Origin of the sequence: Stutzerimonas stutzeri (assembly GCF_024448895.1) — a bacterium.
Classification (GTDB): Bacteria; Pseudomonadota; Gammaproteobacteria; order Pseudomonadales; family Pseudomonadaceae; genus Stutzerimonas; species Stutzerimonas stutzeri_Q.
Genome location: NZ_JAMOIC010000014.1, coordinates 66,146 through 88,571 on the forward strand (window position 1 = coordinate 66,146; position 22,426 = coordinate 88,571).

23 protein-coding genes are annotated in these 22,426 nt (G+C 62.8%); 3 read left to right on the plus strand and 20 right to left on the minus strand.

Annotation, left to right across the window (positions count from 1 at the left end):
• Positions 1-60: 60 nt before the first annotated feature.
• The 7 genes from NA619_RS16700 to NA619_RS16730 all read right to left on the minus strand — a co-directional run bounded on the left by NA619_RS16700 (position 61) and on the right by NA619_RS16730 (position 5,979).
• Entirely contained in the window at positions 61-828 is a 768-nt protein-coding gene (locus tag NA619_RS16700; protein WP_255962981.1) for a heme ABC transporter ATP-binding protein, read from the minus strand.
• Positions 828-1,865 carry a FecCD family ABC transporter permease gene (locus NA619_RS16705; protein WP_272891804.1) on the minus strand — a complete coding sequence of 346 codons (1,038 nt, stop codon included), beginning with the start codon at positions 1,863-1,865 and terminating at the stop codon, positions 828-830. Before NA619_RS16705 ends, NA619_RS16700 begins: the two co-directional genes overlap by 1 nt.
• 128 nt (positions 1,866-1,993) lie before the next feature.
• Positions 1,994-2,629, minus strand: a complete 636-nt coding sequence (locus NA619_RS16710) for an SCO family protein (RefSeq protein WP_255962982.1) — start codon at positions 2,627-2,629, stop codon at positions 1,994-1,996.
• A 17-nt stretch (positions 2,630-2,646) separates the two neighbouring features.
• Positions 2,647-3,546: a heme o synthase gene (cyoE, locus tag NA619_RS16715; protein ID WP_255962983.1), complete on the minus strand. Its 900-nt coding sequence runs from the start codon at positions 3,544-3,546 to the stop codon at positions 2,647-2,649.
• A gap of 16 nt (positions 3,547-3,562) precedes the next feature.
• Complete coding sequence (locus tag NA619_RS16720; RefSeq protein ID WP_255962984.1) at positions 3,563-4,624, minus strand: COX15/CtaA family protein; 1,062 nt, start codon at positions 4,622-4,624, stop codon at positions 3,563-3,565.
• 57 nt (positions 4,625-4,681) lie between these two features.
• Complete coding sequence (locus NA619_RS16725) at positions 4,682-5,266, minus strand: hypothetical protein (protein ID WP_255962985.1); 585 nt, start codon at positions 5,264-5,266, stop codon at positions 4,682-4,684.
• 5 nt (positions 5,267-5,271) lie between these two features.
• Entirely contained in the window at positions 5,272-5,979 is a 708-nt protein-coding gene (locus NA619_RS16730) for an SURF1 family protein (protein ID WP_255962986.1), read from the minus strand.
• Positions 5,980-6,063: 84 nt separating this feature from the next.
• Between NA619_RS16730 and NA619_RS16735 the strand changes: the two genes are divergently transcribed.
• A complete protein-coding gene (locus NA619_RS16735; RefSeq protein ID WP_255962987.1) occupies positions 6,064-6,267 on the plus strand; it encodes a twin transmembrane helix small protein in 204 nt (67 codons plus the stop codon).
• A 7-nt stretch (positions 6,268-6,274) separates the two neighbouring features.
• Here NA619_RS16735 and NA619_RS16740 read toward each other — a convergent pair whose 3' ends face one another.
• From NA619_RS16740 to NA619_RS16800, 13 genes are all read right to left on the minus strand, one after another.
• Positions 6,275-7,174 carry a cytochrome c oxidase subunit 3 gene (locus NA619_RS16740; protein WP_255962988.1) on the minus strand — a complete coding sequence of 300 codons (900 nt, stop codon included), beginning with the start codon at positions 7,172-7,174 and terminating at the stop codon, positions 6,275-6,277.
• A complete protein-coding gene (locus NA619_RS16745) occupies positions 7,171-7,749 on the minus strand; it encodes a cytochrome c oxidase assembly protein (RefSeq protein WP_255962989.1) in 579 nt (192 codons plus the stop codon). The genes NA619_RS16740 and NA619_RS16745 overlap by 4 nt, the downstream gene beginning before the upstream one ends.
• 17 nt (positions 7,750-7,766) lie before the next feature.
• Positions 7,767-9,395 (minus strand): cytochrome c oxidase subunit I, encoded by a 1,629-nt coding sequence (gene ctaD / locus NA619_RS16750; RefSeq protein WP_255962990.1) that lies wholly within the window; start codon positions 9,393-9,395, stop codon positions 7,767-7,769.
• A 14-nt stretch (positions 9,396-9,409) separates the two neighbouring features.
• Positions 9,410-10,543 carry a cytochrome c oxidase subunit II gene (gene coxB / locus NA619_RS16755; RefSeq protein WP_255962991.1) on the minus strand — a complete coding sequence of 378 codons (1,134 nt, stop codon included), beginning with the start codon at positions 10,541-10,543 and terminating at the stop codon, positions 9,410-9,412.
• 208 nt (positions 10,544-10,751) lie between these two features.
• Positions 10,752-11,018, minus strand: a complete 267-nt coding sequence (locus tag NA619_RS16760; RefSeq protein WP_255962992.1) for a hypothetical protein — start codon at positions 11,016-11,018, stop codon at positions 10,752-10,754.
• A 110-nt stretch (positions 11,019-11,128) separates the two neighbouring features.
• The gene (locus NA619_RS16765; RefSeq protein ID WP_255962993.1) at positions 11,129-12,670 is read right to left on the minus strand and encodes a SulP family inorganic anion transporter; all 1,542 of its coding nucleotides are present in this window, start codon (positions 12,668-12,670) and stop codon (positions 11,129-11,131) included.
• Between the two features lie 86 nt (positions 12,671-12,756).
• Positions 12,757-13,491, minus strand: coding sequence for a carbonic anhydrase (locus NA619_RS16770; protein ID WP_255962994.1), 735 nt, complete (start codon positions 13,489-13,491; stop codon positions 12,757-12,759).
• A gap of 205 nt (positions 13,492-13,696) precedes the next feature.
• Complete coding sequence (locus tag NA619_RS16775; protein WP_255962995.1) at positions 13,697-14,767, minus strand: PA0069 family radical SAM protein; 1,071 nt, start codon at positions 14,765-14,767, stop codon at positions 13,697-13,699.
• Between the two features lie 114 nt (positions 14,768-14,881).
• The gene (locus NA619_RS16780; protein WP_255962996.1) at positions 14,882-15,961 is read right to left on the minus strand and encodes a hypothetical protein; all 1,080 of its coding nucleotides are present in this window, start codon (positions 15,959-15,961) and stop codon (positions 14,882-14,884) included.
• 120 nt (positions 15,962-16,081) lie between these two features.
• Positions 16,082-16,849, minus strand: a complete 768-nt coding sequence (locus NA619_RS16785; RefSeq protein ID WP_255962997.1) for a DUF1835 domain-containing protein — start codon at positions 16,847-16,849, stop codon at positions 16,082-16,084.
• A 16-nt stretch (positions 16,850-16,865) separates the two neighbouring features.
• A complete protein-coding gene (locus NA619_RS16790; protein WP_255962998.1) occupies positions 16,866-17,144 on the minus strand; it encodes a YheV family putative zinc ribbon protein in 279 nt (92 codons plus the stop codon).
• Positions 17,141-19,189, minus strand: a complete 2,049-nt coding sequence (prlC, locus tag NA619_RS16795; protein ID WP_255962999.1) for an oligopeptidase A — start codon at positions 19,187-19,189, stop codon at positions 17,141-17,143. Before prlC ends, NA619_RS16790 begins: the two co-directional genes overlap by 4 nt.
• Positions 19,190-19,804: 615 nt before the next feature.
• Complete coding sequence (locus tag NA619_RS16800) at positions 19,805-20,797, minus strand: bile acid:sodium symporter family protein (RefSeq protein WP_255963000.1); 993 nt, start codon at positions 20,795-20,797, stop codon at positions 19,805-19,807.
• An 83-nt stretch (positions 20,798-20,880) separates the two neighbouring features.
• On the opposite strand from NA619_RS16800, the gene NA619_RS16805 reads away from it, so the two are divergent.
• Positions 20,881-21,702: an AraC family transcriptional regulator gene (locus NA619_RS16805; protein WP_255963001.1), complete on the plus strand. Its 822-nt coding sequence runs from the start codon at positions 20,881-20,883 to the stop codon at positions 21,700-21,702.
• Between the two features lie 36 nt (positions 21,703-21,738).
• Positions 21,739-22,281 (plus strand): gamma carbonic anhydrase family protein, encoded by a 543-nt coding sequence (locus tag NA619_RS16810; protein ID WP_255963002.1) that lies wholly within the window; start codon positions 21,739-21,741, stop codon positions 22,279-22,281.
• Positions 22,282-22,426: the final 145 nt, after the last annotated feature.

Here is a 22,426-nt window from a genome sequence, read left to right on the forward strand (position 1 = left end):
CCTTGTGCGGGGTTTTTTATGAGCCGTCAGGCCCAGTGCCTGTGCAACCGGACCCGACCTTCAACGCACCACGACCAGTGGATGTCCTCGCTCCGGGTGGCGCTGAATCAGTACGTCCAGACCGAACACGTCGCGCAGCGGTTGCGCCTGCAACACCTCGTCCACTGAGCCCTGCAAGTGGGCGCGCCCTTCATGCAGCAGCAACAGGCGGTCGCAGTAGCGGGCGGCGAGATTGAGGTCGTGCAGGATCACCATCACCGCGGCGCCCTGTTCGGCAAACCCGCGTACCGCCTGCAGCGTGCTGTGCTGGTGCAGCGGGTCCAGTGCTGCGGTGGGTTCGTCGAGCAGCAATACGCGTCCCTCAGCTCCGGGCCAGAGCTGCGCCAGCACCCGCGCCAAGTGGACACGCTGGCGCTCTCCGCCCGACAGCGTCAGGTAGCTACGGCCTTTGAGGTGGCGGGCATCGGCTGCGGTCAGAGCCTGCTCGACGATGAGCTGGTCCGCCGCGCGCCCTTCGTCATGGGGTAAACGCCCCATGCCGACCACCTCCTTCACGCGAAAGCCGAAACTCAGGCTGGACTGCTGCGGCAGCACGGCTAGGCGCTGTGCGCGCTCGCGCGACGGCCAGTCGTGCAACGGATGATCAGCTAACAGGACTTGTCCAACATTGGCTGCGAGCTCACCGCTGAGCGCTCCGAGCAAGGTGCTCTTGCCCGCGCCGTTCGGCCCCAGCACGCCGAAGATCTCACCCGCTCGCAGTTGGAGATCGATGCCCTGCAGGACGCAACGGGCACCACGACGCACCTCGAGGTTCTCCGCGCGGAGCATCAGTTGCGCCCCCGAATGAGCAGGAACAGAAAGAACGGCGCGCCGATCAGTGCCGTAACAATGCCAATCGGCAATTCGGCGGGTGCCATCAGCAAACGCGCCAGCAGGTCGGCGAACAGCAGTAGGCTCGCACCCGCAAGCGCCGACGCCGGCAACAGCACGCGATGATCCGGGCCGCTGAGCAGGCGGATCAGGTGCGGCACAACCAGACCGATAAATCCGATCAGCCCCGCCGCTGCCACCGCAGCGCCAACGCCGAGCGCGGTGAGAAACACCAGTTCGCGCTTAAGGCTTTCGACAGAGAAGCCGAGGTGGCGGGCTTCAGATTCGCCCAATAGCAGCGCATTTAGCGCAGCCGCCCGCTGGGGCAGCCAGAGTGCAACCAAACCCAGCGCGACCAGCAACGGCCAGAGCCGCGCGTAGCTCGCGCCGTTCAGGCTGCCCAGGTTCCAGAAGGTCAGGGTGCGCAGGGTTGCGTCATCGGCAAGATAGGTAAACAGGCCGATGGTGGCAGCGGCTAACGCGGTCAGCGCGATACCCGCTAGCAACATGGTGGCGACACTGGTCTGGCCGTCCCTCCGGCCCAGACGATAGACCATGGCCGTTACCAGCAAACCACCGAAGAAGGCGCTTGCCGACAGCAAATAGGGCTCGAACGCCGCTGGCATTCCGCCTAATGCAGAACCAAAAACGATAGCCACCGCCGCGCCCAGCGCAGCACCGCTGGAGACGCCGATCAGCCCCGGATCAGCGAGCGGATTGCGAAACAACCCCTGCATCGCCACGCCGGTCAAGGCCAGCACCGCACCCACCGCCAGCCCGAGTAGCGTGCGGGGCAGGCGAATCTGTCCGAGGATGAGCTCGGCCTGGGCGAGCTGCGGATCGGCTTCGCGCAAACCTGCGAGACTGAGTACGGCGAGCCAGGTCTCGCCCGGCGCAAGGCTCACCGGCCCCAGCGCCAGTGATAACCAGATGGCAAGCAGCAGCAGAACAGCCAGCAGGACGAACAGCGGGCGCGGCGATAAAACGCGGGTCATCGGGGCAAGTCGGTCAAGGTCTGCGCGTCAGGATAAAAGGCCACCGACAAGGCCGCCAGCTCGACGGCCATTTGCGGTCCGAATGGGCCGATGCTGGCTGTTTTACGGATGGTCAGCAACCATAGCGCTCAGCCCTCGCTTCTGAGCAGCACAGGCAGTTGCTCGGCGAGCTTTTCGGTACGCAGCGGGCCACGGACGAAGCCGCGCAGTCGGCCATCGGGGCCGATCAGGGCGAGGTTGCCGCCGTGGTCGACGGTGTAGTTTTCCTTCGAGGTGTCGGCGGGGATGAAAGGCACGCCCGCGGCGTTGGCCAGGGTCTGGATGTCTTCAAGCGGGCCGGTCAGGCCGATGAAGCCGGCGCCGAAATAGTCCAGGTACTTCTTCAATTGCTCCGGCGTGTCGCGCTCAGGGTCGACGCTGACGAGGATCGGCTGCATACGCTGGTTGACGTCTTCAGGCAGCTCGCCGCGCAACTGGCGCAGTTCGGCCAGGGTCGCAGGGCAGATGTCCGGGCAGAAGGTGTAGCCGAAGAACAACAGATTCCATTTGCCCTCGAGCTCCTGCATGGAGACTGACTGGCCGTCCTGATTGGTCAGTGTCAGGTCTGGCACATCGCGGCCCTGAGGCAGCAGGACGATGCCCGCATCGAGCAGCTCCGCAGTATCGAGTTGCTGGCCGGTATTGAGCACCTTGTAGACCGTCAGGCCGATGACCAGCGCAATCAGGGCTACGAGGATGAATACGGTTTTCTGAATGCGGGTCATGAGGTCCTTGGCGACGGCTAGAAAGTCAGCGGCAGATAATGATCAACCAGCAGCGCGATGAACAGCGCGAATAGATACCAGATGCTGAACTTGAAGGTCTTGATGGCCGCATGCGGGCGACTGTCGCGATAGAGCACCACCGTCCAGAACAGGAACCGCGCACCCAACAGCACTGCAGCCGCCAGGTACAGCGGGCCACTCATGTGGATGGCGAAGGGCATGACGCTGACCGCCAGCAGCATCGCGGTGTAGAGCAGGATGTGCACCTTGGTGTAATGCTCACCGTGGGTGACCGGCAACATCGGTACGTTGACCTTGGCGTACTCGTCCTTGCGGTGAATCGCCAGCGCCCAGAAGTGCGGTGGTGTCCAGGCAAAGATGATCAGCACCAGCAGCAGCGGTTCGGCGGTGATCTGACCGGTCACCGCGACCCAGCCGAGCAAGGGTGGCGCAGCGCCGGCCAGCCCGCCGATGACGATGTTCTGCGGAGTGGCTCGTTTGAGAAAGCCGGTATAGATGACCGCGTACCCGACCAGCGAGGCCAGCGTCAACCAGGCCGCAAGGGCGTTGGTGAACGTCAGCAGCAAGCCCATGCCGGCTACGCTAAGCAGCAGCGCGAACGCCAGCGCGGCTGCCGGCGACACGCGCCCCTCAGCCAACGGTCGCTTGTGGGTGCGGGCCATCTCCGAATCGATGCGCCGATCAACCACATGGTTGACCGCTGCCGCGCCACCCGCACAGAGCGCGATGCCCAGATTGCCGAACAGCAGCACCGTCCAGGGGACTCCCGCACGAGTAGCGAGGAACATGCCCACCAGCGAAGTGATGAGCATGAGCAGCACCACCTTTGGCTTGGTCAGCTCGAGATAGTCGCGCCAGGTGGCCTGGGCGCCGCGTTCGCTGAGTAGAGTCGCCATGGGGTTCTCCTTATGGTCAAGCGCGAGGCAGGTCAAGCCTGCCCGTCGTGTTCGAATTCAGATTCGGCTGAGGCGCCGCTGCGGTGGCAACTGTCGGGTTCAGACGCAAGCGATGGTTGATTAGCACGGTCACCAAAAGCAGCAGCGCGCCGCCGCCGTTATGCGCAACGGCCACGGCCAGCGGCAGGTTCAGCAGGACGTTGCTTATGCCAAGGCTGATCTGCAGAGCCAGCGCCGCAACTAGTAGCGCGGCCAGGCGTGGCAGCCCGTTGCGCCGCAGCTGCCAGGCGAGCGTGAGCAGGATCAGCGTCACGGCAAGCGCGCCCAGCCGATGCGTCAGATGAATCGCGGTGCGGGCTTCGCCATAAAGCATCCCGCCGAGATAGTTCGGGCCGATATCGTGATGAGTGAGATTGAAGGCGTTGGTGAAATCCATGTCCGGCCACCATTCGCCATGGCAGGTGGGAAAGTCCGTGCAGGCCACCGCCGCGTAGTTACTGCTGACCCAGCCGCCGAGGGCAACCTGGGCAATCACGGCCAACATGCCGATCATCGCCAGGGTTCTCAGCCAGCCGGGCAGCTGGGGTGCGAATGGCTGTCGTCCGGAAAGACGCAGGCACAACAGAAACAGCAGGCTCAAGGTGGCAAAGCCGCCGAGCAGATGCGCCGTGACCACTTGCGGCCAGAGTTGCAGGGTCACCGTCCACATGCCGAACGCGGCCTGGGCGATGACCACCGCCAGCAGCAACAGGGGCAATTTGACCGGCTGGCCCGGCAGTGAACGCCGTCGCACTGCTTGCACCGCCAGCCCGAGAATCACCAGCCCCAGCGCACCGGCAAAATAACGGTGCACCATTTCATTCCAGCCCTTGCGCACTTCTACCGGGGCATCGGGGAAGCGAAGCGCGGCCAGGCTTTGCGCCTGTTCGCTCATCGGCACAGCAAGGAACCCGTAGCAACCGGGCCAATCCGGGCAGCCGAGGCCGGCGTGGGTGAGGCGCGTATAGGCACCCAGCAATACCACCACCACGGCCAGTAGCGTGGCGATTACGGCAAGGCGGTATCCAGGTTTTGCCATCATGTACTCCTTGGGCGACCTATCTGGGACTTCAGCGAGGCGGCCGAGTGCCTTGAATCAACCGATCTGGGAGATTTTCAGCAGATGTTTCAGGTCGTCGAGGATCGCCTTGCCCTTCGTCTTCTCGTCATAACGCAGGACCAGATTGCCGTGCGGGTCGACGATCCACAGTTGCGCGCCGGCCGGCGCTTCGGGGTTCTCGGCATACACCGCAGGTTGAAGGACGTAGCGCTTGAGCTGCGGGTATTCGCGCTGCAGTTGCTGCTCGTACGCCGCATCCAGCAGCGTCGTACCGCTGGCCAGTGCATGACCGGCACGCCCTGCTTCACGGGCCAGGCCGATGTTGATCTGGCGGGCCAGATACACCAGCTCCTGACAGGCTTGGGCGCAGCCCTGAGGCGCAGTCACCAGCAATTCCCAACGTGGCTCTGCGTCCACCGGGGCCGTGATACCGAGCGCGTCGCGCCCCTGGCCATTGGCGATCAGTACGCCGTCGTAACTGCGGGTTTCGGGCACCCAGAAGCCGAAGCGGTACATCGCACTCGCCAGCAGCATCGGCGCGATGACCACCGCGAGAATCGCCAGCAGTTGCAGCCGTCCCTTGCGTCGTTGGGGTTGCGTCGGTTGGAAGGTTGGATTCATCGCAGTCACTGCTTGGTCCCCCGTGCCTGATGCACGCCAAAATAGATGAACAACGCCAGCAAAGCGGCCGCCAGAGCGAACCATTGCACGGCATAACCCAGGTGCTGCTGCGGTTGCATGGTGGTGACTGGCCAATCGGCGCGGTAAGCCGTAGGGCCCGGCTCGAGCCGCAGCTCGTAAGCGACGCCATCGCGATCAAGGACCTGCCAGATTTCTTCGACATCCACGTGATTGACCAAGCGCGGCCAACCTTCGGCCTGACGCCTGTTGAGTACGAAGGGCTTGCCTGAAGGCGCATAAATCCAGGCGGCAAGCTTCAGCGGGCGATCCGGTGTATCGAACTTAGGCGGGATGCGCCGATCAGGCCAGGGAATCCAGCCACGATTGACCAACACCCACAAACCACTGGGCTGATCCTGAAAGGGTTGCAACAACTCCACCCCTACCTGACCGTCACGGGTACGGCTGTCGAGCAGAAAGCTGCGCTCGGCATCGAAACTGCCCTGCAGGAAGATGCGGCTATAGGCCGGCTCCTCATGCGACTCGATCTGCTCTGGCCCGACCGGTGCAGCTTGTTGACGCGCGTCCTGACGAGCCAGCATGTCGCGCTTCAGCTCACCGCGCTCCAGCTGCCAGATACCCAGCCAGACCAGTAGCGGCAACAGGAGGAAAACCACCAGGGTCGGCACGAGGCCGGGCTTGAACCCGCTCATGCCACGCCCCGCGGCGTGTCGAATTGACTGGCTATACTGCACCCCCAGTTCCCCCCAGCTCACCTGTTCAAGGCGGACTCGCTCATGCTCAAGGCGGCGATTGTTCTGTTATTAGTAGCCACGCTGGTCAGTCTGTTCAGTGGTCTGTTCTTTCTGGTCAAGGACGAAGGTCGCACCTCGCGTGTGGTCACTGCCCTCTCCGTTCGTGTTTCCCTGACCGCATTGACCGTCGCGCTGATCGCCTGGGGCTTCTACTCGGGTCAGCTACAGCCCGGCTTTGGCCCCTAGGGTGCAGCTAAATCACATAGACAAAGACGAACAAGCCGATCCACACCACATCCACAAAGTGCCAGTACCAGGCCGCCGCCTCGAAGCCGAAGTGCTGCTCGGGGGTGAAATGGCCGCGGAAACTGCGCACCAGCATCACCGTCAGAATGATTGCCCCCATGGTCACGTGGGCACCGTGAAAACCCGTGAGCATGAAGAAGGTCGCACCGTAAATGCCTGAGCCCAAGGTCAGCCCCAGCTCGGTATAGGCGTGGATGTACTCCTCGATCTGCAGGATCAGGAAGATTGCCCCCAGCAGCACCGTCAGGCCCAGGCCGAGCTTGAGCTGCTTGCGGTTGCCCTTGCGCAAGGCGTGGTGCGCCCAGGTCAGAGTGAAGCTGGAAGTCACCAGCAGAATGGTGTTGATCAGCGGCAGGCCCCAGGGGCTGATGGTGCCCTCCGGCGCCGGGTAGAGTTTGGGATCGGGGTTGTTGAGCAGCGGCCAGGTGTATTCGAAACTCGGCCAGAGCATGGCGCTGACGCCCTTGTCGCCCTCGCCGCCAAGCCACGGACCAACCCAGTAGCGGATGTAGAACAGCACGCCGAAGAACGCGAGAAAGAACATCACTTCGGAAAAGATGAACCAGCTCATGCCCCAGCGAAACGAACGATCCATCTGTGGGCTGTACAGGCCGGCGCGGCCTTCTCGGACCACCGCGCCAAACCAGCCGAACATCATGTAGGCGATCAGCAGCGCGCCGACGAAGAAGATCGCCGGCCCGCTGATCTCGTCGCGCCCGGCCTTGAGGTCATTGAACCAGCTGCCCAACCCGTAGACCGTGGTCAGCAGCGCGATCGTCCCGACGATGGGCCACTTGCTCTGCGCAGGTACGTAGTAGTTCTCGTGCGTGGTGGTCTGTTGGCTCATTGCAGACTCTCCTTGGCCACCACCACGGACGCCTGGGCAGCGGCGACTGGAGGTTGGCGAGACGTGATGTCGAACAGGGTGTAGGCAAGCGTCAGATGACGCACATCGGCGGGCAGATCCTGGTCGACGATGAAGCGCACCGGCATTTCGATACGCTCACCGGGTTGCAGGACCTGCTGGGTAAAGCAGAAGCATTCGGTCTTGTGAAAATAGGCGGCGGCCTTGGATGGGGACACGCTGGGTACCGCCTGCGCCGTCATGGGTTTGTCGGTCGGGTTGTAGGCGATGAAGCGCATCTCCCGACTGGAACCTGGATTCACGCTGAGCTGGTCGGCTATTGGCTTGAATTCCCACAGCATTCCCGAGGCATTGGTGGCGAGAAACTGCACGCGCACCTCCCGCGCCTCGTTGACTTTTTGCGTGCCGCTATAAGCGCCCGCCGTCTTGCCGTTGATGCCGAACGCCTGGCACATCACGTCATAGATCGGCACCAGCGCGAATCCAAAGGCGAACATCGCCACGACCACCAGCAGCAGTCGCCCGATCAGGCGCCCCAGGGGCAGCTCAGCCTTCATGGCGAATACTCGACAGGCTAGTCATGCTTGGGGCCGGTACGGTGTTCATGCAATTCCTCCACGCTCGGCGGCACGCTGAAGGTGTGATACGGCGCTGGCGAAGGCACGCTCCACTCCAGGCCTTCGGCGCCATCCCAGGGCTTGGCCGCAGCAGCAGGGCCGCCGCGAATGCACTTGATGACGATGAACAGGAACAGGAGCTGCGTCGCGCCGAACATGAAGGCGCCGATGCTTGAGACCATGTTGAAGTTGGCGAACATCATGTTGTAGTCGGGGATACGCCGCGGCATGCCGGCGAGCCCGACGAAGTGCATGGGGAAGAACGCCAGGTTCATGCCGACGAAGCTCATCCAGAAATGCAGCTTGGCCAGGGTTTCGTCGTACATGTGCCCGGTCCACTTGGGCAGCCAGTAATAAGCCGAGGCAAAGATGCCGAAAATCGCACCGGGCACCAGCACGTAGTGGAAGTGCGCCACCACGAAGTAGGTGTCGTGGTACTGGAAGTCCGCCGGGGCGATGGCCAGCATCAGGCCGGAGAAGCCGCCGATGGTGAAGAGGATGACGAACGCCACGGCAAACAGCATCGGCGCCTCGAAGGTCAGCGATCCCCGCCACATGGTCGCCACCCAGTTGAACACCTTCACGCCAGTGGGCACCGCGATCAACATCGTCGCGTACATGAAGAACAGCTCGCCGGTCAGCGGGATGCCAACGGTGAACATGTGGTGCGACCAGACGATGAACGAGAGGAAGGCGATCGCCGCTGTGGCATAGACCATCGAGGTGTAGCCGAACAGCGGCTTGCGCGAGAACGCCGGGATGATCGAGCTGACCGCGCCGAATGCCGGCAGGATCATGATGTACACCTCGGGGTGACCGAAGAACCAGAACACGTGCTGGAACAGCACCGGATCACCGCCGCCGGCCGCGCTGAAGAAGCTGGTGCCGAAGTGGATGTCCATCAGCATCATCGTTACCACGCCCGCCAGCACCGGCATTACCGCAATCAGTAGGAAGGCCGTGATCAGCCAGGTCCAGACGAACAGCGGCATCTTCATCAGCGTCATGCCGGGCGCGCGCAGGTTGAGGATGGTGGCGACCACGTTGATCGCCCCCATGATCGAACTGATGCCCATGAGGTGAATGGCAAAAATGAAGAAGGTCACGGATTCGGGCGCGTAGGTCGTCGACAGCGGCGCGTAGAAGGTCCAGCCGAAGTTGGGCCCGCCGCCCTCCATGAACAGCGTCGAGACAAGCAAGCCGAACGCAGCCGGCAACAGCCAGAAGCTGAAGTTGTTCATCCGCGGCAGCGCCATGTCCGGCGCGCCGATCATCAACGGGATCATCCAGTTGGCGAGGCCGACGAAGGCCGGCATCACCGCGCCGAACACCATGATCAGGCCGTGCATAGTGGTCATCTGGTTGAAGAATTCCGGCTGCACGATCTGCAGGCCCGGCTGGAACAGCTCGGCGCGGATGACCATCGCCATCGAACCGCCCAGCAGGAACGCGCAGAAGCTGAACCACAGGTACATCGAGCCGATGTCCTTGTGGTTGGTGGTCAACAGCCAGCGGGATAACCCTTTGGCCGGGCCATGGTGGTGGTCATGCCCGGCATGACCATGATCGTCGATCACTGCACTCATCGCCGCCACTCCTCTTATTGACTGGCTTCTTCGGCCTGTTTGAAGTCGAGCACGTCTTTCGGCGTGACCATGTCGCCCGTGTCGTTACCCCAGGCGTGTCGCTCGTAGGTCACCACCGCAGCGATGTCCACTTCCGAGAGTTGCGGGCCGAATGCCGGCATCGAGCTGCCCTTCTTGCCATTCACCACAATCCCGATATGAGCAGCTGCGTCACCGGTGGCGATGGGGGACCCCTTCAGTGCCGGGAACATCGGCGGCAGACCTTCGCCATTGGCCTGGTGGCAGCTGGAGCAGTTGGTCTGGTAAACCTTCTCGCCGCGCTCGACCAGCTCCTCGAGCGTCCATTCCTTGCTGGTCAGCTCGGCGATCTTGGCGGCTTCGGCTTTCTTCTCGCCAAGCCAGGCGGCGTAGTCTTCCTGGGACTTGACCTCTACCACCACGGGCATGAAACCGTGGTCCTTGCCGCACAGCTCGGTGCACTGGCCGCGGTAGATGCCGGGCTCCTCGACGCGCGTCCAGGATTCGTTGATGAAGCCGGGGATGGCGTCTTTCTTGACTGCTAGGTCCGGCACCCACCAGGAATGGATGACGTCCGCGGCGGTGATCAGAAAGCGCACCTTGGCGCCGACCGGGATCACCAGGGGCTCATCGACCTCGAGCAGGTAGTTTTCGCCCTTGGGGGCCAAGTTGTTGATCTCGTCACGCGGCGTGGTGAGGTTGCTGAAGAACTCGACGTCCTCACCCAGGTACTTGTAGTGCCATTTCCACTGATAGCCGGTGATCTGGATATCCACATCCGATTCGGTGGAGTCGTAGATGTGGATCAACGTGCGGGTGGCCGGCACCGCCATGCCGACAAGAATCAACAGAGGAATGATGGTCCAGAGGACTTCGACCTTGGTGTTCTCGTGGAAATGCGCCGACTCCAGCCGCTTGGAGCGACGGTGAGCGAACATCGACCAGAACATTACCGCGAACACCAGCACGCCGATGATCACGCAGATCCAGAAGATGGTCATGTGCAGATCGAAAACGGAGCGGCTGACGTCTGTGGCACCGGAACGCATATTCACGTCCCAGGCCGCCTGCGCCTGGCTGAATAGCGAACACAATCCAATCCCCATCCAGGCTCGTGGATGTCGCGACATTGCGGGTTCCCCTTATGGTTCTTGTTATCCCGCCGACCGCCTGTCCGGCCGCAGAGCTGAGCAAAACGCTCGCTACGACAGCCTGACCACGCTCCGATCTGGCTCCCCCCAATTCCTGGTTGCCAGTCCTCGCTTTGCACGCGCAGTCGGAATCAATCGGTACGCTTACGATCGGAGTATAGACAGCGATCCCGGACTGGCAATTTAGTCAGGTACCAGGGCTCGCTTCGGCCTGTGCCGCATCGTGGTCGTTCTTCTTCACGCCACGGATATTCATCAGCGCCAGGCACACCTGCAGTGTGATCAACGCCCAGGCCTCGGCATGCCAGCCCCAGATCACCCAGAGCAGATTGCTCAGCAGAAAACACCAGAAACCGACGGTGCGGCGGCGCGGCTTCAGTGAGCCAATCAGCCAGGCTGCCAGTACCGTCACCACCATTGCCGGCCATTGCAGCAGATCGATAAAGACTTCCAACTCAGTCCTCCAGAACGAACAGCAGCGCACCGGGACCACCGATGCGCTGCTGGCAGAAAGGCGCGCCGAACGCACGCCTGTGTCTGAAGATCAGGGGCTCGCCGCTGTGATTAGTTCCCCTCCGATAGCGCGCCGAGATATGCAGCCTGTCGGCGCCCACCTTCCACCCGTCGGACCAATGCCCGTGGCTCGATGACCAGCCGAGCGCCGTTGCCCTTGTTAGAGCGCTGCCACTCGTCCAGCAGCTCCATGCAGGCGTGGTCGATATAGCGCAGATGCTCCATCGGCACATGCAGCCAGGCGTCTTGCGGCACCCCTGCCAGCGCGCGCGACAGCTGCGGCACTTTGAGAAAGGTCGCCGCGCCCTGCATGCGCAACTCGACCCGACGTCCGTCTTGAACCAAATTGATTTTCAAGCGCGAAGCCTGCCAGGCCAGCTGCATCAGCGTCAGGGCGAAGCCCACCAGCACACCCGTCAACAGGTCGGTGGCGACGATGGTCAGTGCAGTGGCGACATGGATGAGCATGGCCATGCGGCCGTAACGGCCCAACTGGCGCAGCGCTTTCAGGTCGATCAGCTTGAGCCCGGTATAGACCAGAACGCCAGCCAGGCTCGCCACGGGAATGCGCTCTAGCAGCGCAGCGAGCAGCACCACGGCCGCCAGCAGCCAGACCGCATGCAGCATGGCCGAAAACCGGGTCCGGGCACCTGCCTGTACGTTGGCCGAGCTGCGCACGATCACGCCAGTCATCGGCAGCGCGCCGAGCAGCCCGCAGAGCATGTTGCCGATGCCCTGCGCCGAGAGCTCACGGTCAAAGTCGGCTCTCGGCCCCTGATGCATGCGATCGACCGCAGCAGCGGACAACAGCGTTTCGGCACTGGCGATAAAAGCCACGGCCAATGCCGCAACCAGCAGACCGGGGTCGGCGAAGGCCAGCAGATCGGCCGGCCGCAGCCAGGTAATGGCATCGGCAAGGTTGTCCGGCGCCTCGACACGGCGCACGTCGAGCCCCATCCACAAGCCCACCAGCGTTGCCGCCGCGACGCCCAGCAATGCGCCAGGAAGTAAACGCAACCGTTGCGGCTTCAACAGATCCCACGCCCACATGCAGGCGATGGTCAGCAGCCCCAGAGACTCCGCAACCAGGCCGTCACCATCTCCTGCAAACGGCAGCGCTGCCCACAACGCGGCGGGGAACGCACTGAGGTTATCCAGCCCCGACGCTTGCGGCCTGGCATCCATCATCACGTGCAGCTGTGAAAGCACGATCAGAATGCCGATACCGGCCAACATTCCGTAGACCACCGCAGGTGCCGTGACCCGGAACCAGCACCCCAGTTTCAGACGCCCCGCCAGCAGCTGAAGCGCACCGGCTAGCAGCAGGATCGGCCCAAGCATGGCCGCGCCATATTGCTGCACAAGCTCGAACACCAGCACCGTCAGGCCGGCAGCCGGACCGCTGACTTGCAGCGGCGCGCCTGAGAGCCAGCCCACCACCAGCCCACCGATGATGCCAGTCACCACGCCCTTCGCCGGCGGCATGCCGGACGCGATGGCAATGCCCATGCACAGCGGCAGCGCCACCAGAAAAACCACCACCGACGCCATGAGATCGCGTGGCAGGGTTGCTTTGATCGTTTCTGCATTCATTAATAAATCCTCGGACACACCATGGCGCGCTTGTCATCGCGCCCGGTGGATGGCGATACGGGTCGGCATCACCGACAGCGAATGGCTTAGGCCTGCAGATAGCGCGGCGCAGGCGTGGCCACTGGCATGGGTCCGTCACCGTCGAGCGGCGCGAAACGGCCGGCGCTGGCGTCGTACGCGAGGATTTCACTGGTCTCAATGCAATACACCCAACCATGAATCGACAGCTGGCCACCCGCCAGCCGGGCAGCCACGGAGGGATGGGTACGCAAGTGGTCGAGCTGAGCGACGACGTTCTCCTCGGTGAGCACTCCGAGTGACTCTTCGACCGCACAGTTGCAGTTGGCCTCGACCATGCTGCGCGCTACCTCGCAGTGCCGCAGCCAAGCCTTTACGGTTGGCATCCGCTGCAGCCCGTCAGGGTTGAGCACCGCTTTCATCGCGCCGCAATCGGAGTGGCCGCAGATGATGATGTGCTGCACGTTGAGCGCCATCACCGCGTATTCGATGGCGCTGGAGACGCCGCCATTCATCTGCCCGTAAGGCGGCACCACGTTACCGACGTTGCGGGTGACGAACAGATCGCCTGGCGAACTCTGGGTAATCAGCTCTGGAACAATGCGCGAGTCGGCACAGGTGATGAACATCGCACGCGGTTGCTGGGCCTTTGCCAGCCGCGCGAACAGCGCTTGCTGTTCGGGGTAGACCTCGGTACGGAAGCGGCGAAAGCCATCGACGAGATGAGCGAAGGACTCATCGGCGCTTTCGCCGCGCGCCCGTAATTGGGCTGGCTCGACACGAGCAGTGCTTGAGTGACGCATGGGGCTGGTCTCCTGATGCAGGGGCAAGGCGCGCCAGGGTCAGGAGGCCGACTAGCAGCCCCGTGACTGCCTGGTCACATTTGCCACGAGGCTAATCAGCGAGACTTAAGTGAAACTGAACGAACCGCTCTAGAACGGCATTTACAGACGAGTGACCGATTGCCGAATGATGGCACCCGTCACCCGCCTGCGTGGTGACCATCCTTCAGAGCAGCGACATCTGCGAGCCCGGCACGGCGAAACGGCTGCAATCCAGCCCATCGTTCTGGTTACGACGGTTGTAGCCCAGCCGCTTGCAGGCCAGTTGAAAACGTTGGGCGAGCAGCTGGGCGAACTGCCCTTCACCGCGCATGCGGCTGCCGAAACGGCTGTCGTAATCCTTACCGCCGCGCGACTGCCGGACCAGGCTCATCACATGGGCGGCCCGCTGCGGAAAATGCTCCTGCAGCCACTCATCGAACAGTGTCGCCACTTCGTGCGGCAACCGCAGCAGCACATAGCCAGCCGAGCGCGCACCGGCTTCCCGCGCTGCTTCGAGCATGCGTTCCAGCTCCATGTCGTTGATCATCGGAATCATCGGCGCGCACATCACGCTCACCGGCACGCCTGCCTGATGCAGCGTGCGCAACACGCGCAGCCGCGCCGAAGGCGACGCCGCGCGCGGCTCCATGATGCGTTTGAGCTCGTCATCCAGCGTGGTCAGGCTGACCGAAACGCTGACCAGTCGCTGCTCGGCCAGCGGCACCAGCAGATCGAGATCGCGCAGCACCAGCGAACCCTTGGTGATGATGTGTACCGGGTGCTTGAAGCGCAGCAGGATTTCCAGCGCCTGACGCGTCAGCTGTTGCTCGCGTTCGAGTGGCTGATAGGCATCGGTGTTTACCCCCAGCGCGATGGGCTGCGGCACGTAGCCGGGTTTGGAGAGTTCCTGCTCAAGGCGCTCGGCGAGGTTGGTCTTGGCGATCAGCCGTGTTTCGAAATCAATACCGGGCGACATATCCCAGTACGCGTGGCTCGGCCGCGCGAAACAGTAGATGCAGCCGTGCTCACAGCCCCGATAGGGGTTCACAGAACGGTCGAAGCCCACGTCTGGCGACTGGTTACGGGTAAGCACGCTCTTGGCCGTCTCGAACCGGACTTCGGTAGCGCGCGTTGGCGGCACGTCTTGTTCCCAGCCGTCGTCATACGCCTCGCTGCGGGTCGGGGCGAAACGGTTGTCCGGATTGATCGCGGTGCCGCGGCCGCGCAGCGTGGAGAGGGGTATGTGATGAGACATAAGCGGCGCCTGTATACTGTTTATGCATACAGTATACGGTCATATTCAGCGCCTGCCTCGGCTTCCGACAAACGAGGCTTAACGTCACCAATGATCATCGTGGAGCTGACGCGATCAGCGTAGCTCGACGGGAACCTGAGGCCCGGCTTTCTCCTGCCACGTGCCACTGAGTTGACCGTCGCGCTCTAGCAGAAGCTCGAACAGCGCGGGTCTCGCGTTCTGCTCTCGAAGCAGGATTCGACCCGCGTCGGGCTCTTGCCTCGCAGAGAGTTCTACCCTGGAGGCGTCTTCATTTCGGAAACTGAATGCCCTGGATGAGCCACCGGCGTCGGGCGGCGCGATGACTAAGGTTATTCGCTGGCGCCCGTTTACTACGCCGCGGTAGACGCCGCTTATCTGCGGCTTCGACAGGTCCCGGCAATCGCTGCGCTGTTCCAGTAGCAGACATCGCCCGTACGGACTCAGCTCCTGCGCAAGATCGGTGTAAGCGAAACTGTTCGAAAATTCGCCTAGATCATCCAGCGCGCGGACCGCATGAGCCGAGCAGCGTCCGGCAACCAGGGTCAGTTGCGTTGGCCCGAGTAAAAGTCGGCTATGGTCAAGATTGGTCTCGCGATGGCGCGGCAAGCATTCTTCGTACATCCCGCGCTGGATTTCGGCCGTCTCGGCGTCGTCAGCGCTGGCGCTGTTCGCTGAAAGCTGGGCCAGGAATGTTTCGAGACGCTCGACCCGCGCCTGGCTGATGCGCCGCCGCATGTTTTGCAGCCCCTGCTCGCTGAATAATTGTGACAACGAGAGGGGCGAGCCATCGGCGAGGTCGAACGCGTAGTCTTTGCGGCCCAGGCTGAGATAGGGCCCGTAGTATTCACCAATGATCGCCAGCGATAGGAAGCCAGGGGTCTTGGCATGGATCTCATAATCCAGGCTGACGACACCCTGCCCTACGTCCTCTTGCGGCCAGACCCGCTCGAACGGCGACTGCTCGAAGCGACCTGGCAGCCCGTCGAGTTCGAAGGCGTGCAGGTAGATATTGATCCGCTCCGACGCCTTCGATTCGCCTTCGAGCAACGGGAAACGATAGGTCGACCATTCGCTCCGCGTGGCTTCAAGGGTCGATATGCCTGGCTCTGCAAGCGATTGCAGCGATACGAAGGCAAGCAGACCAAGCGTCAGGAGTCGCCTTTTGCATTTCATCAATATGACCTCAGCGCTGCTGTTCGGCAGTTTGGGGATACGGCTTGGCGCCCGATAGGCGCCTCCCGTTGGTGAACCGTTTCCGGTTACGCACCGATCCCGGCCCTGCTCAGCTCGCGCTCAGTTAGGAGAGCGCCGCACCTGCAGCTTGCTGTACCCGGCTTGCGCATCGTCGCTGAATTCAATGAAGCCACGTTTCGCCAGCTCACGGGCGCGCCAGTAGAGGAACAGGTCGGTCGCGAAGAAGCCGTTGCAATGGGCCATGACCTCGGCCATGGCGCGGGCCAGCGGCATCCAGTCATTGCTGCAGGCCGCCTGCAGCTCGCTGTCAATCCGCGAGTGGTCTTCACCGACGAAACGCCCGTCGATCCAGCGACGTATGGCTGCGTTCTCTTTAACGGCGGCCCGCCATTGGCCAGCGAGTTCGGCGATGCGACCAGGCGCAACGAGGCGAGGTTGGTACAGCGCTGCCAGCGCATCCGGTGCATGCATGGACACCGCCATACGCGTGCCGACTCGACTGTCACCGGTGCCACAGGCGACCTCATACAGCGGAATCGATGATCCTTCAAGGGCCGCCGCCACCCGCGCCAGCATCAACTGTTCAGAGGCGCTGTCGCCATGCCAGATCGTTATTTGCCGCGCTTGGTCAGGCAGCCGCGCCAGCCACTCAGCATCGCTGGCAATGCCCGAGAAATCCGGACGAGGCTCCAACCCGACAGGCCAGACGCCCTCCCAGAACGCCATGCGTGTCTCGCATGGCGGGGATTCGATATCAGCGAGCGGCCCGACAGCCAGGTCGTCGCGCAGGTTGAGAACCTCATTGCCCTCGGCCAACAGCTGCCGGACGCTGTCAGCGGCGAGATCGCCACAGGTGATATGCCACATGGCGATCTCCAGTCTGTCAGTCGGGTTTTTTCTTCAGCTTTGGGTTGGGAAAGAACTGCACCGCCTGGACCTGCGGATCCGCCGCCTTCGGCTTGGCGTGGTTAACGCGCGTGCCGAGCTCAGACGGCACCGACTGACCCTGGGCATTGAGCGTATCGGCGTAGCCGCATTCCACGCATTCGCGATGCGGGACGCCATCGACGTCCCACATCTTGATGCTGTCAGAAGCGCTGCACGCCGGGCACACGGCTCCGGCGATAAAGCGTTTCGTGGTCACCTCGGAATGGTCGCTCATGCCACTTCCTCGGTCAGGCCGAGATGGCGCAGCAAGGCGTCGGTGGACGGCTCACGGCCACGGAAGTCGACGAACAGCACCATGGGTTCCTGCGAGCCTCCACGCGCGAGGATGGCATCCCGGAAGGCGCGGCCGGTATCGGCGTTGAACACGCCCTCCTCTTCGAAACGCGAGAAGGCGTCGGAGGACAGCACCTCGGCCCACTTGTAGCTGTAGTAACCGGCCGCGTAACCGCCGGAAAAGATGTGGGCAAAGCTGTTGGGGAAGCGATTGCTGGCCGGCGGACGCATCACCGAGACTTCGTCACGGATGCTTTCCAGCACGTCGAGCACGCTGCGGCCGTCGCCGTGGGTAGCGTGCAGCTCGAAGTCGAACAGCGAGAATTCCAGCTGCCGCACCATCACCAGCCCGGACTGGAAGTTCTTTGCCGCCAGCATCTGGTCCAGCTTGTCCTGCGGCAGCCGCTCGCCGGTCTGGTAGTGACCGGAAATCAGCGCCAGGCCTTCAGGCTCCCAGCACCAGTTCTCCATGAACTGGCTCGGCAACTCGACGGCGTCCCAGGCCACGCCGTTGATGCCCGAGGCGCCAGCGTGCTCGACCTGGGTCAGCAGGTGATGCAGGCCATGGCCGAACTCGTGGAACAGTGTGGTGACTTCATCGTGAGTCAGCAGCGCCGGGCGCTCGCCTACAGGCGGGGTGAAGTTGCAGACCAGATTGGCCACAGGCGTCTGCAGCGTGCCCAGGCACGTGCGGCGCTTGTCGCGCGCGCCGTCCATCCACGCACCGCCGCGCTTGTTGGGCCGCGCATAGAGGTCAAAGAAGAAGCGCCCGACATGCTCGCCCTTCTCGCGGATCTCGAACAGGCGAACGTCCGGATGCCAGCTGTCGAAGTCTTCCAGCTCGTGAATCTCGATGCCGTAGAGGCGCTTGACGATGGCGAACAGGCCGGACAGCACCTTATCCACGGGGAAGTAGGCACGCAGCTCTTCCTGGCTCAGGCTGTAGCGCGCCTGGCGCAGCTTTTCGCCGAAGTAGTTGACGTCCCAGCTCTGCATATCGGTGATGCCGTGCTCGGCGGCAAAAGCGCGCAGCTCCTTGAGGTCGCGCTCGGCGAACGGCTTGCTGCGCTGGGCCAGGTCACGCAGGAAGCCCAGCACCTGATCGGTGCTCTCGGCCATCTTGGTCGCCAGCGACAGCTCGGCGTAGTTGCCAAAGCCAAGCAGCTTGGCCAGTTCCTGGCGCAGGTCGAGGATCTGCTCCATCACCGGGCCGTTGTCGAGCTGGCCGGCATTCGGCCCCTGATCGGAGGCGCGGGTGGAATAGGCAACATAGACCTCTTCGCGCAGCGCGCGGTTGTCGGCGTAAGTCATCACGGCGAAGTAGCTGGGGAATTCCAGGCTGATCAGCCAGCCGTCCAGCTCTTTGGCCTTGGCGGCCTCCGCCATCTGCGCTTTGGACGAATCGGTGATGCCGGCCAGCAGGCTTTCATCGGTGACGTGCTTGGTCCAGGCCTGGGTCGCGTCGAGCAACTGATTGGAAAAGGTGCTGCCCAGCTCGGAGAGCTTCATGCGGATCGCGCCGAAACGCTGTTGCTCGGCGGGCGGCAGGTCAATACCGGACAGGCGGAAATCGCGCAGCGCATGTTCGAGGATGGTCTTCTGCGCGACATCGAAGCCGTCGGCTTCCGGACTCAGCGACAGCGCCTGATAGGCAGCAAACAGCTCGGCGTTCTGACCGAGTTCAGTGGCGTAGGCAGATAGCTTGGGCAGACAGGCCTCGTAGGCGCTGCGCAATTCAGCGCTGTTGCGCACCGCATTGAGGTGGCTGACCGGACCCCAGGCGCGGCTGAGGCGCTCGTTCATCTCGTCCAGGCCCACCACCAGGGTGCTCCAGTCGAGGCTTTCGGCAGGCCGGCTGAGCAGTTCCTGCAGGGCGACGCGGTTGTCGCCAAGAATGGTGTCCACCGCCGGCTCGACATGCTCGGGGCGGATCTCGGAATAAGGTGGCAGGTCGAAATCCCGAAGCAGCGGATTGGTATCGGTCACGGCAGTTGCCCCTTGAATAAGTGATCAGCCAGGCATGTTAAAGCCAATTGCCCGGCCGCGCAGCCAGCAAACGGCGCGATAGAGTGGCGCTATGGTTAACGGCATCGCAGGACTTGAGCGATCAAGTTGGTGCCGCCAAGCGCCATCAACGAACCCGCCTCTCCGACCGAGTGCCTGTAATAACTGCGACGATTTCCTGCTGCGCGGGTTCCGTGATACCGCTCTTGCTAGGAGCCAGCTTGCTGGCGATCAAGTGCTCCGCTCATGGCAGGCCGCTTCCGTGTGCCTATGCCAGAGATCGCCAGCAAGGACTCGGCCTCCCCCTAGCTCCTTCGGTTTGCGACAGCACGGTGTGTACAGCCGGATCTCAGAAACACAACTGTCCGATATGCCCTGCGGCGCGGATTCCGCCGTACCTCTTCTGTAGGAGCCAGCTTGCTGGCGATCAAGTGCTCCGCTCATGGCAGGCCGCTTCCGCGTGCCTATGCCAGAGATCGCCAGCAAGGACTCGGCCTCCCCCTAGCTCCTTCGGTTTGCGACAGTTCCTCAATGCGGCGGGGGCCGCAACAGGGCTCTTGTAGGAGCGAGCTTGCTCGCGATCAATGCACGCGGCACCTACGACGCCGCATGCGATTCCGCGGGAAGCTCGGGACGGCGGGCATAGCGCTGCGCCAGCACCGTGCAGACCATCAGCTGGATCTGATGGAAGAGCATCAATGGCAGGATGATCATGCCGACCGCGCTGGTGGCAAACAGCACTTGGGCCATCGGCACGCCCGTCGCCAGGCTCTTCTTCGAACCGGCGAACAGAATGGTGATGCGGTCTTCAAGGTTAAAACCAAACACCTTGGCCAGCACGCTGGTCAGCCACAAGACGATCGCCAGCAACAAGCAGCAGGCCACGGTCAATCCCAGCAGATGACCGAGCGGCACGGTCTGCCACAAACCGTCGACCACCGCGCCACTGAACGCGGTGTAGACCACCAGCAGGATGGAGCTTTGATCGACGGTCTTGAGCCAAGTCTTGTTGCGCGTCACCCAGGCACCAATCCAGCGCCGCGCGATCTGCCCGGCTATGAAGGGCACCAGCAACTGCAGGACAATCTTGCCGATGGAGTCCAGGGTCGAGCCGGTCTCGCCCTCGACGCCCATCAGCAGCAATACCAGCAACGGGGTGAGGAAAATGCCGATCAGGCTGGACGCCGCCGCGCTGCAGATCGCCGCCGGGACGTTGCCACGCGCCAGCGAAGTGAACGCAATGGCTGACTGCACTGTGGCCGGCAGCGCGCAGAGATAGAGCATACCCAGGTACAGCTCGGTGCCGACCATGGGCGTCAATACGGGCTTGAGCGCCAACCCCAGCAACGGAAACATCACGAAGGTGCAAGCGAAGACCAGCAGGTGCAGGCGCCAGTGACCGGCACCGGCAATGATCGCTTCACGCGACAGCTTGGCGCCGTGCATGAAGAACAGCAGCGCGATGGCCGCAGCGGTGAGCCACTCGAAGAACACCGCGACCTGCCCTTCGCAGGGAAACAGCGTGGCAATCGCGACCACCGCGAGCAGGGCCAGGGTGAAGTTATCGAAGAGCAGGCGGAGCTTGGCCATTGGAATTTCCTTGGGGCTTGCGGGCAACAGGAATGGACCTTACCGTTGACAGCGCCTTCCGACTAACGCCAAGCAGGCACGAAATGTCGCCAATCGGACAAGAAGCCGTCCTCATCACCCGTCTCAGCGAGCTTAAAGCGCTGCCGCGACCGGTCTACGGCCAGCTGGACTCACCGCCCAACCTCAAGCTCGGCTACCGCCACAGCCATCCCTGGGTGCAGCTTTCTCATGCAGTCGAAGGCGTGCTTGAGGTACGGACCGACCGCGGCCGCTTCATCGCCCCACCCCTGCGCGCGGTATGGATTCCGGCAGGCGTCACTCATCAGGTGTTCTGCGCGCCGGATACTTGCATCCGCAGCCTGTACATCGATCGCAGTGTAGCGGGCGTTGCGCCGGAGCATTGTCGGGTACTGCAGGTGAGCCCCTTGCTGCGCGAGCTGATCCGACATTTCAGCACCCTGCCTGAAGCCTATGCCGAAGACGGCGCGGAAGGTCGCCTGGTGCAGGTACTGCTGGACCAGCTGGGTTGCGCGCCGGAAGTCGAGCTGGTGTTGCCGCTGCCGGCCGAACCACGCCTGCAGCAGCTGTGCAAAAGCTTGCAGACACAGCCGGAATCCCAGGAAGGGCTGGCCGATTGGAGCCGAACCCTGGGGGTTTCCGAACGTACCCTTAGCCGCTTGTTTCTTCGCGAGACCGGGCTGACCTTCCGTGCCTGGCGCCAACGCTTGCGGCTGCTCAGCGCACTGCCGGCGCTGGAGCGCGGCGAGCGGGTCACCGACGTCGCGCTGGGCTGCGGCTACGAGTCCCTGTCGGCCTTCATCGCCGCGTTTCGCGAACAGTTCGGCGCCACGCCGGGCGAGTTCTTCCGGCCCGGCAGCAGTTCCGCCGCTGGGCCTGTCCACTAGAAACGCCCAATCCTTTTTGAGCTACAGGAGCAATTCATGAGCATCCGAACCTATCAGGGCCACACGCCAACACTCGGCGAACGCGTTTTCGTCGACCCCAGTGCGGTGCTTATCGGCGACATCGAAATTGGCGAAGACAGCTCCGTCTGGCCGTTGACCGTAATCCGCGGTGACATGCACCGTATCCGCATCGGCAAGCGCACCAGCATCCAGGACGGCAGTGTGCTGCACATCACCCACGCCGGCCCCTTCAACCCGGATGGCTTCCCGCTGACCATTGGTGATGAAGTCACCGTCGGCCACAAGGTCACCCTGCACGGCTGCACCCTGGGCAGCCGAATCTTGGTGGGCATGGGTTCGATCGTGATGGACGGCGCGGTGGTCGAGGATGAAGTGATCATCGGCGCCGGCGGCCTGGTGTCGCCGGGCAAGACCCTGCAAAGCGGCTTTCTCTACGTCGGCAGCCCGGTGAAACAAGCCCGGCCGCTGACGGACAAGGAGCGCAGCTTTTTCAGCTATACCGCGGGTAATTACGTGAAGCTGAAGGATCAGCATCTGGAGCAGGCGTACGCTGACTGACATGTTCGTAGCGGATCGCCAGCAAGCTGGCTCCTACGAAAGGCAGTGCCATGTTCAGTTCAAGGCCCTGCGACTCTGGCGCGGTTGCTGATCCAATCCGGATTGAATTCCAGATTGCGCTATTGGTGATCCGTAGGAGCCAGCT

Excerpts from the sequence above, each read along its gene's own strand:
- NA619_RS16705 (WP_272891804.1), bottom strand. The coding sequence starts at position 1,865 with ATGACCCGCGTTTTATCGCCGCGCCCGCTGTTCGTCCTGCTGGCTGTT.
- NA619_RS16735 (WP_255962987.1), top strand. The coding sequence starts at position 6,064 with ATGCTCAAGGCGGCGATTGTTCTGTTATTAGTAGCCACGCTGGTCAGT.
- NA619_RS16765 (WP_255962993.1), bottom strand. The coding sequence starts at position 12,670 with ATGAATGCAGAAACGATCAAAGCAACCCTGCCACGCGATCTCATGGCG.
- ctaD (WP_255962990.1), bottom strand. The coding sequence starts at position 9,395 with ATGAGTGCAGTGATCGACGATCATGGTCATGCCGGGCATGACCACCAC.
- NA619_RS16720 (WP_255962984.1), bottom strand. The coding sequence starts at position 4,624 with ATGGCAAAACCTGGATACCGCCTTGCCGTAATCGCCACGCTACTGGCC.
- NA619_RS16790 (WP_255962998.1), bottom strand. The coding sequence starts at position 17,144 with ATGAGCGACCATTCCGAGGTGACCACGAAACGCTTTATCGCCGGAGCC.
- coxB (WP_255962991.1), bottom strand. The coding sequence starts at position 10,543 with ATGTCGCGACATCCACGAGCCTGGATGGGGATTGGATTGTGTTCGCTA.
- NA619_RS16740 (WP_255962988.1), bottom strand. The coding sequence starts at position 7,174 with ATGAGCCAACAGACCACCACGCACGAGAACTACTACGTACCTGCGCAG.
- NA619_RS16770 (WP_255962994.1), bottom strand. The coding sequence starts at position 13,491 with ATGCGTCACTCAAGCACTGCTCGTGTCGAGCCAGCCCAATTACGGGCG.
- NA619_RS16810 (WP_255963002.1), top strand. The coding sequence starts at position 21,739 with ATGAGCATCCGAACCTATCAGGGCCACACGCCAACACTCGGCGAACGC.
- NA619_RS16785 (WP_255962997.1), bottom strand. The coding sequence starts at position 16,849 with ATGTGGCATATCACCTGTGGCGATCTCGCCGCTGACAGCGTCCGGCAG.
- NA619_RS16725 (WP_255962985.1), bottom strand. The coding sequence starts at position 5,266 with ATGAATCCAACCTTCCAACCGACGCAACCCCAACGACGCAAGGGACGG.
- cyoE (WP_255962983.1), bottom strand. The coding sequence starts at position 3,546 with ATGGCGACTCTACTCAGCGAACGCGGCGCCCAGGCCACCTGGCGCGAC.
- NA619_RS16745 (WP_255962989.1), bottom strand. The coding sequence starts at position 7,749 with ATGAAGGCTGAGCTGCCCCTGGGGCGCCTGATCGGGCGACTGCTGCTG.
- NA619_RS16800 (WP_255963000.1), bottom strand. The coding sequence starts at position 20,797 with ATGGCCAAGCTCCGCCTGCTCTTCGATAACTTCACCCTGGCCCTGCTC.
- NA619_RS16775 (WP_255962995.1), bottom strand. The coding sequence starts at position 14,767 with ATGTCTCATCACATACCCCTCTCCACGCTGCGCGGCCGCGGCACCGCG.
- NA619_RS16805 (WP_255963001.1), top strand. The coding sequence starts at position 20,881 with ATGTCGCCAATCGGACAAGAAGCCGTCCTCATCACCCGTCTCAGCGAG.
- NA619_RS16730 (WP_255962986.1), bottom strand. The coding sequence starts at position 5,979 with ATGAGCGGGTTCAAGCCCGGCCTCGTGCCGACCCTGGTGGTTTTCCTC.
- NA619_RS16710 (WP_255962982.1), bottom strand. The coding sequence starts at position 2,629 with ATGACCCGCATTCAGAAAACCGTATTCATCCTCGTAGCCCTGATTGCG.
- NA619_RS16780 (WP_255962996.1), bottom strand. The coding sequence starts at position 15,961 with ATGAAATGCAAAAGGCGACTCCTGACGCTTGGTCTGCTTGCCTTCGTA.
- NA619_RS16700 (WP_255962981.1), bottom strand. The coding sequence starts at position 828 with ATGCTCCGCGCGGAGAACCTCGAGGTGCGTCGTGGTGCCCGTTGCGTC.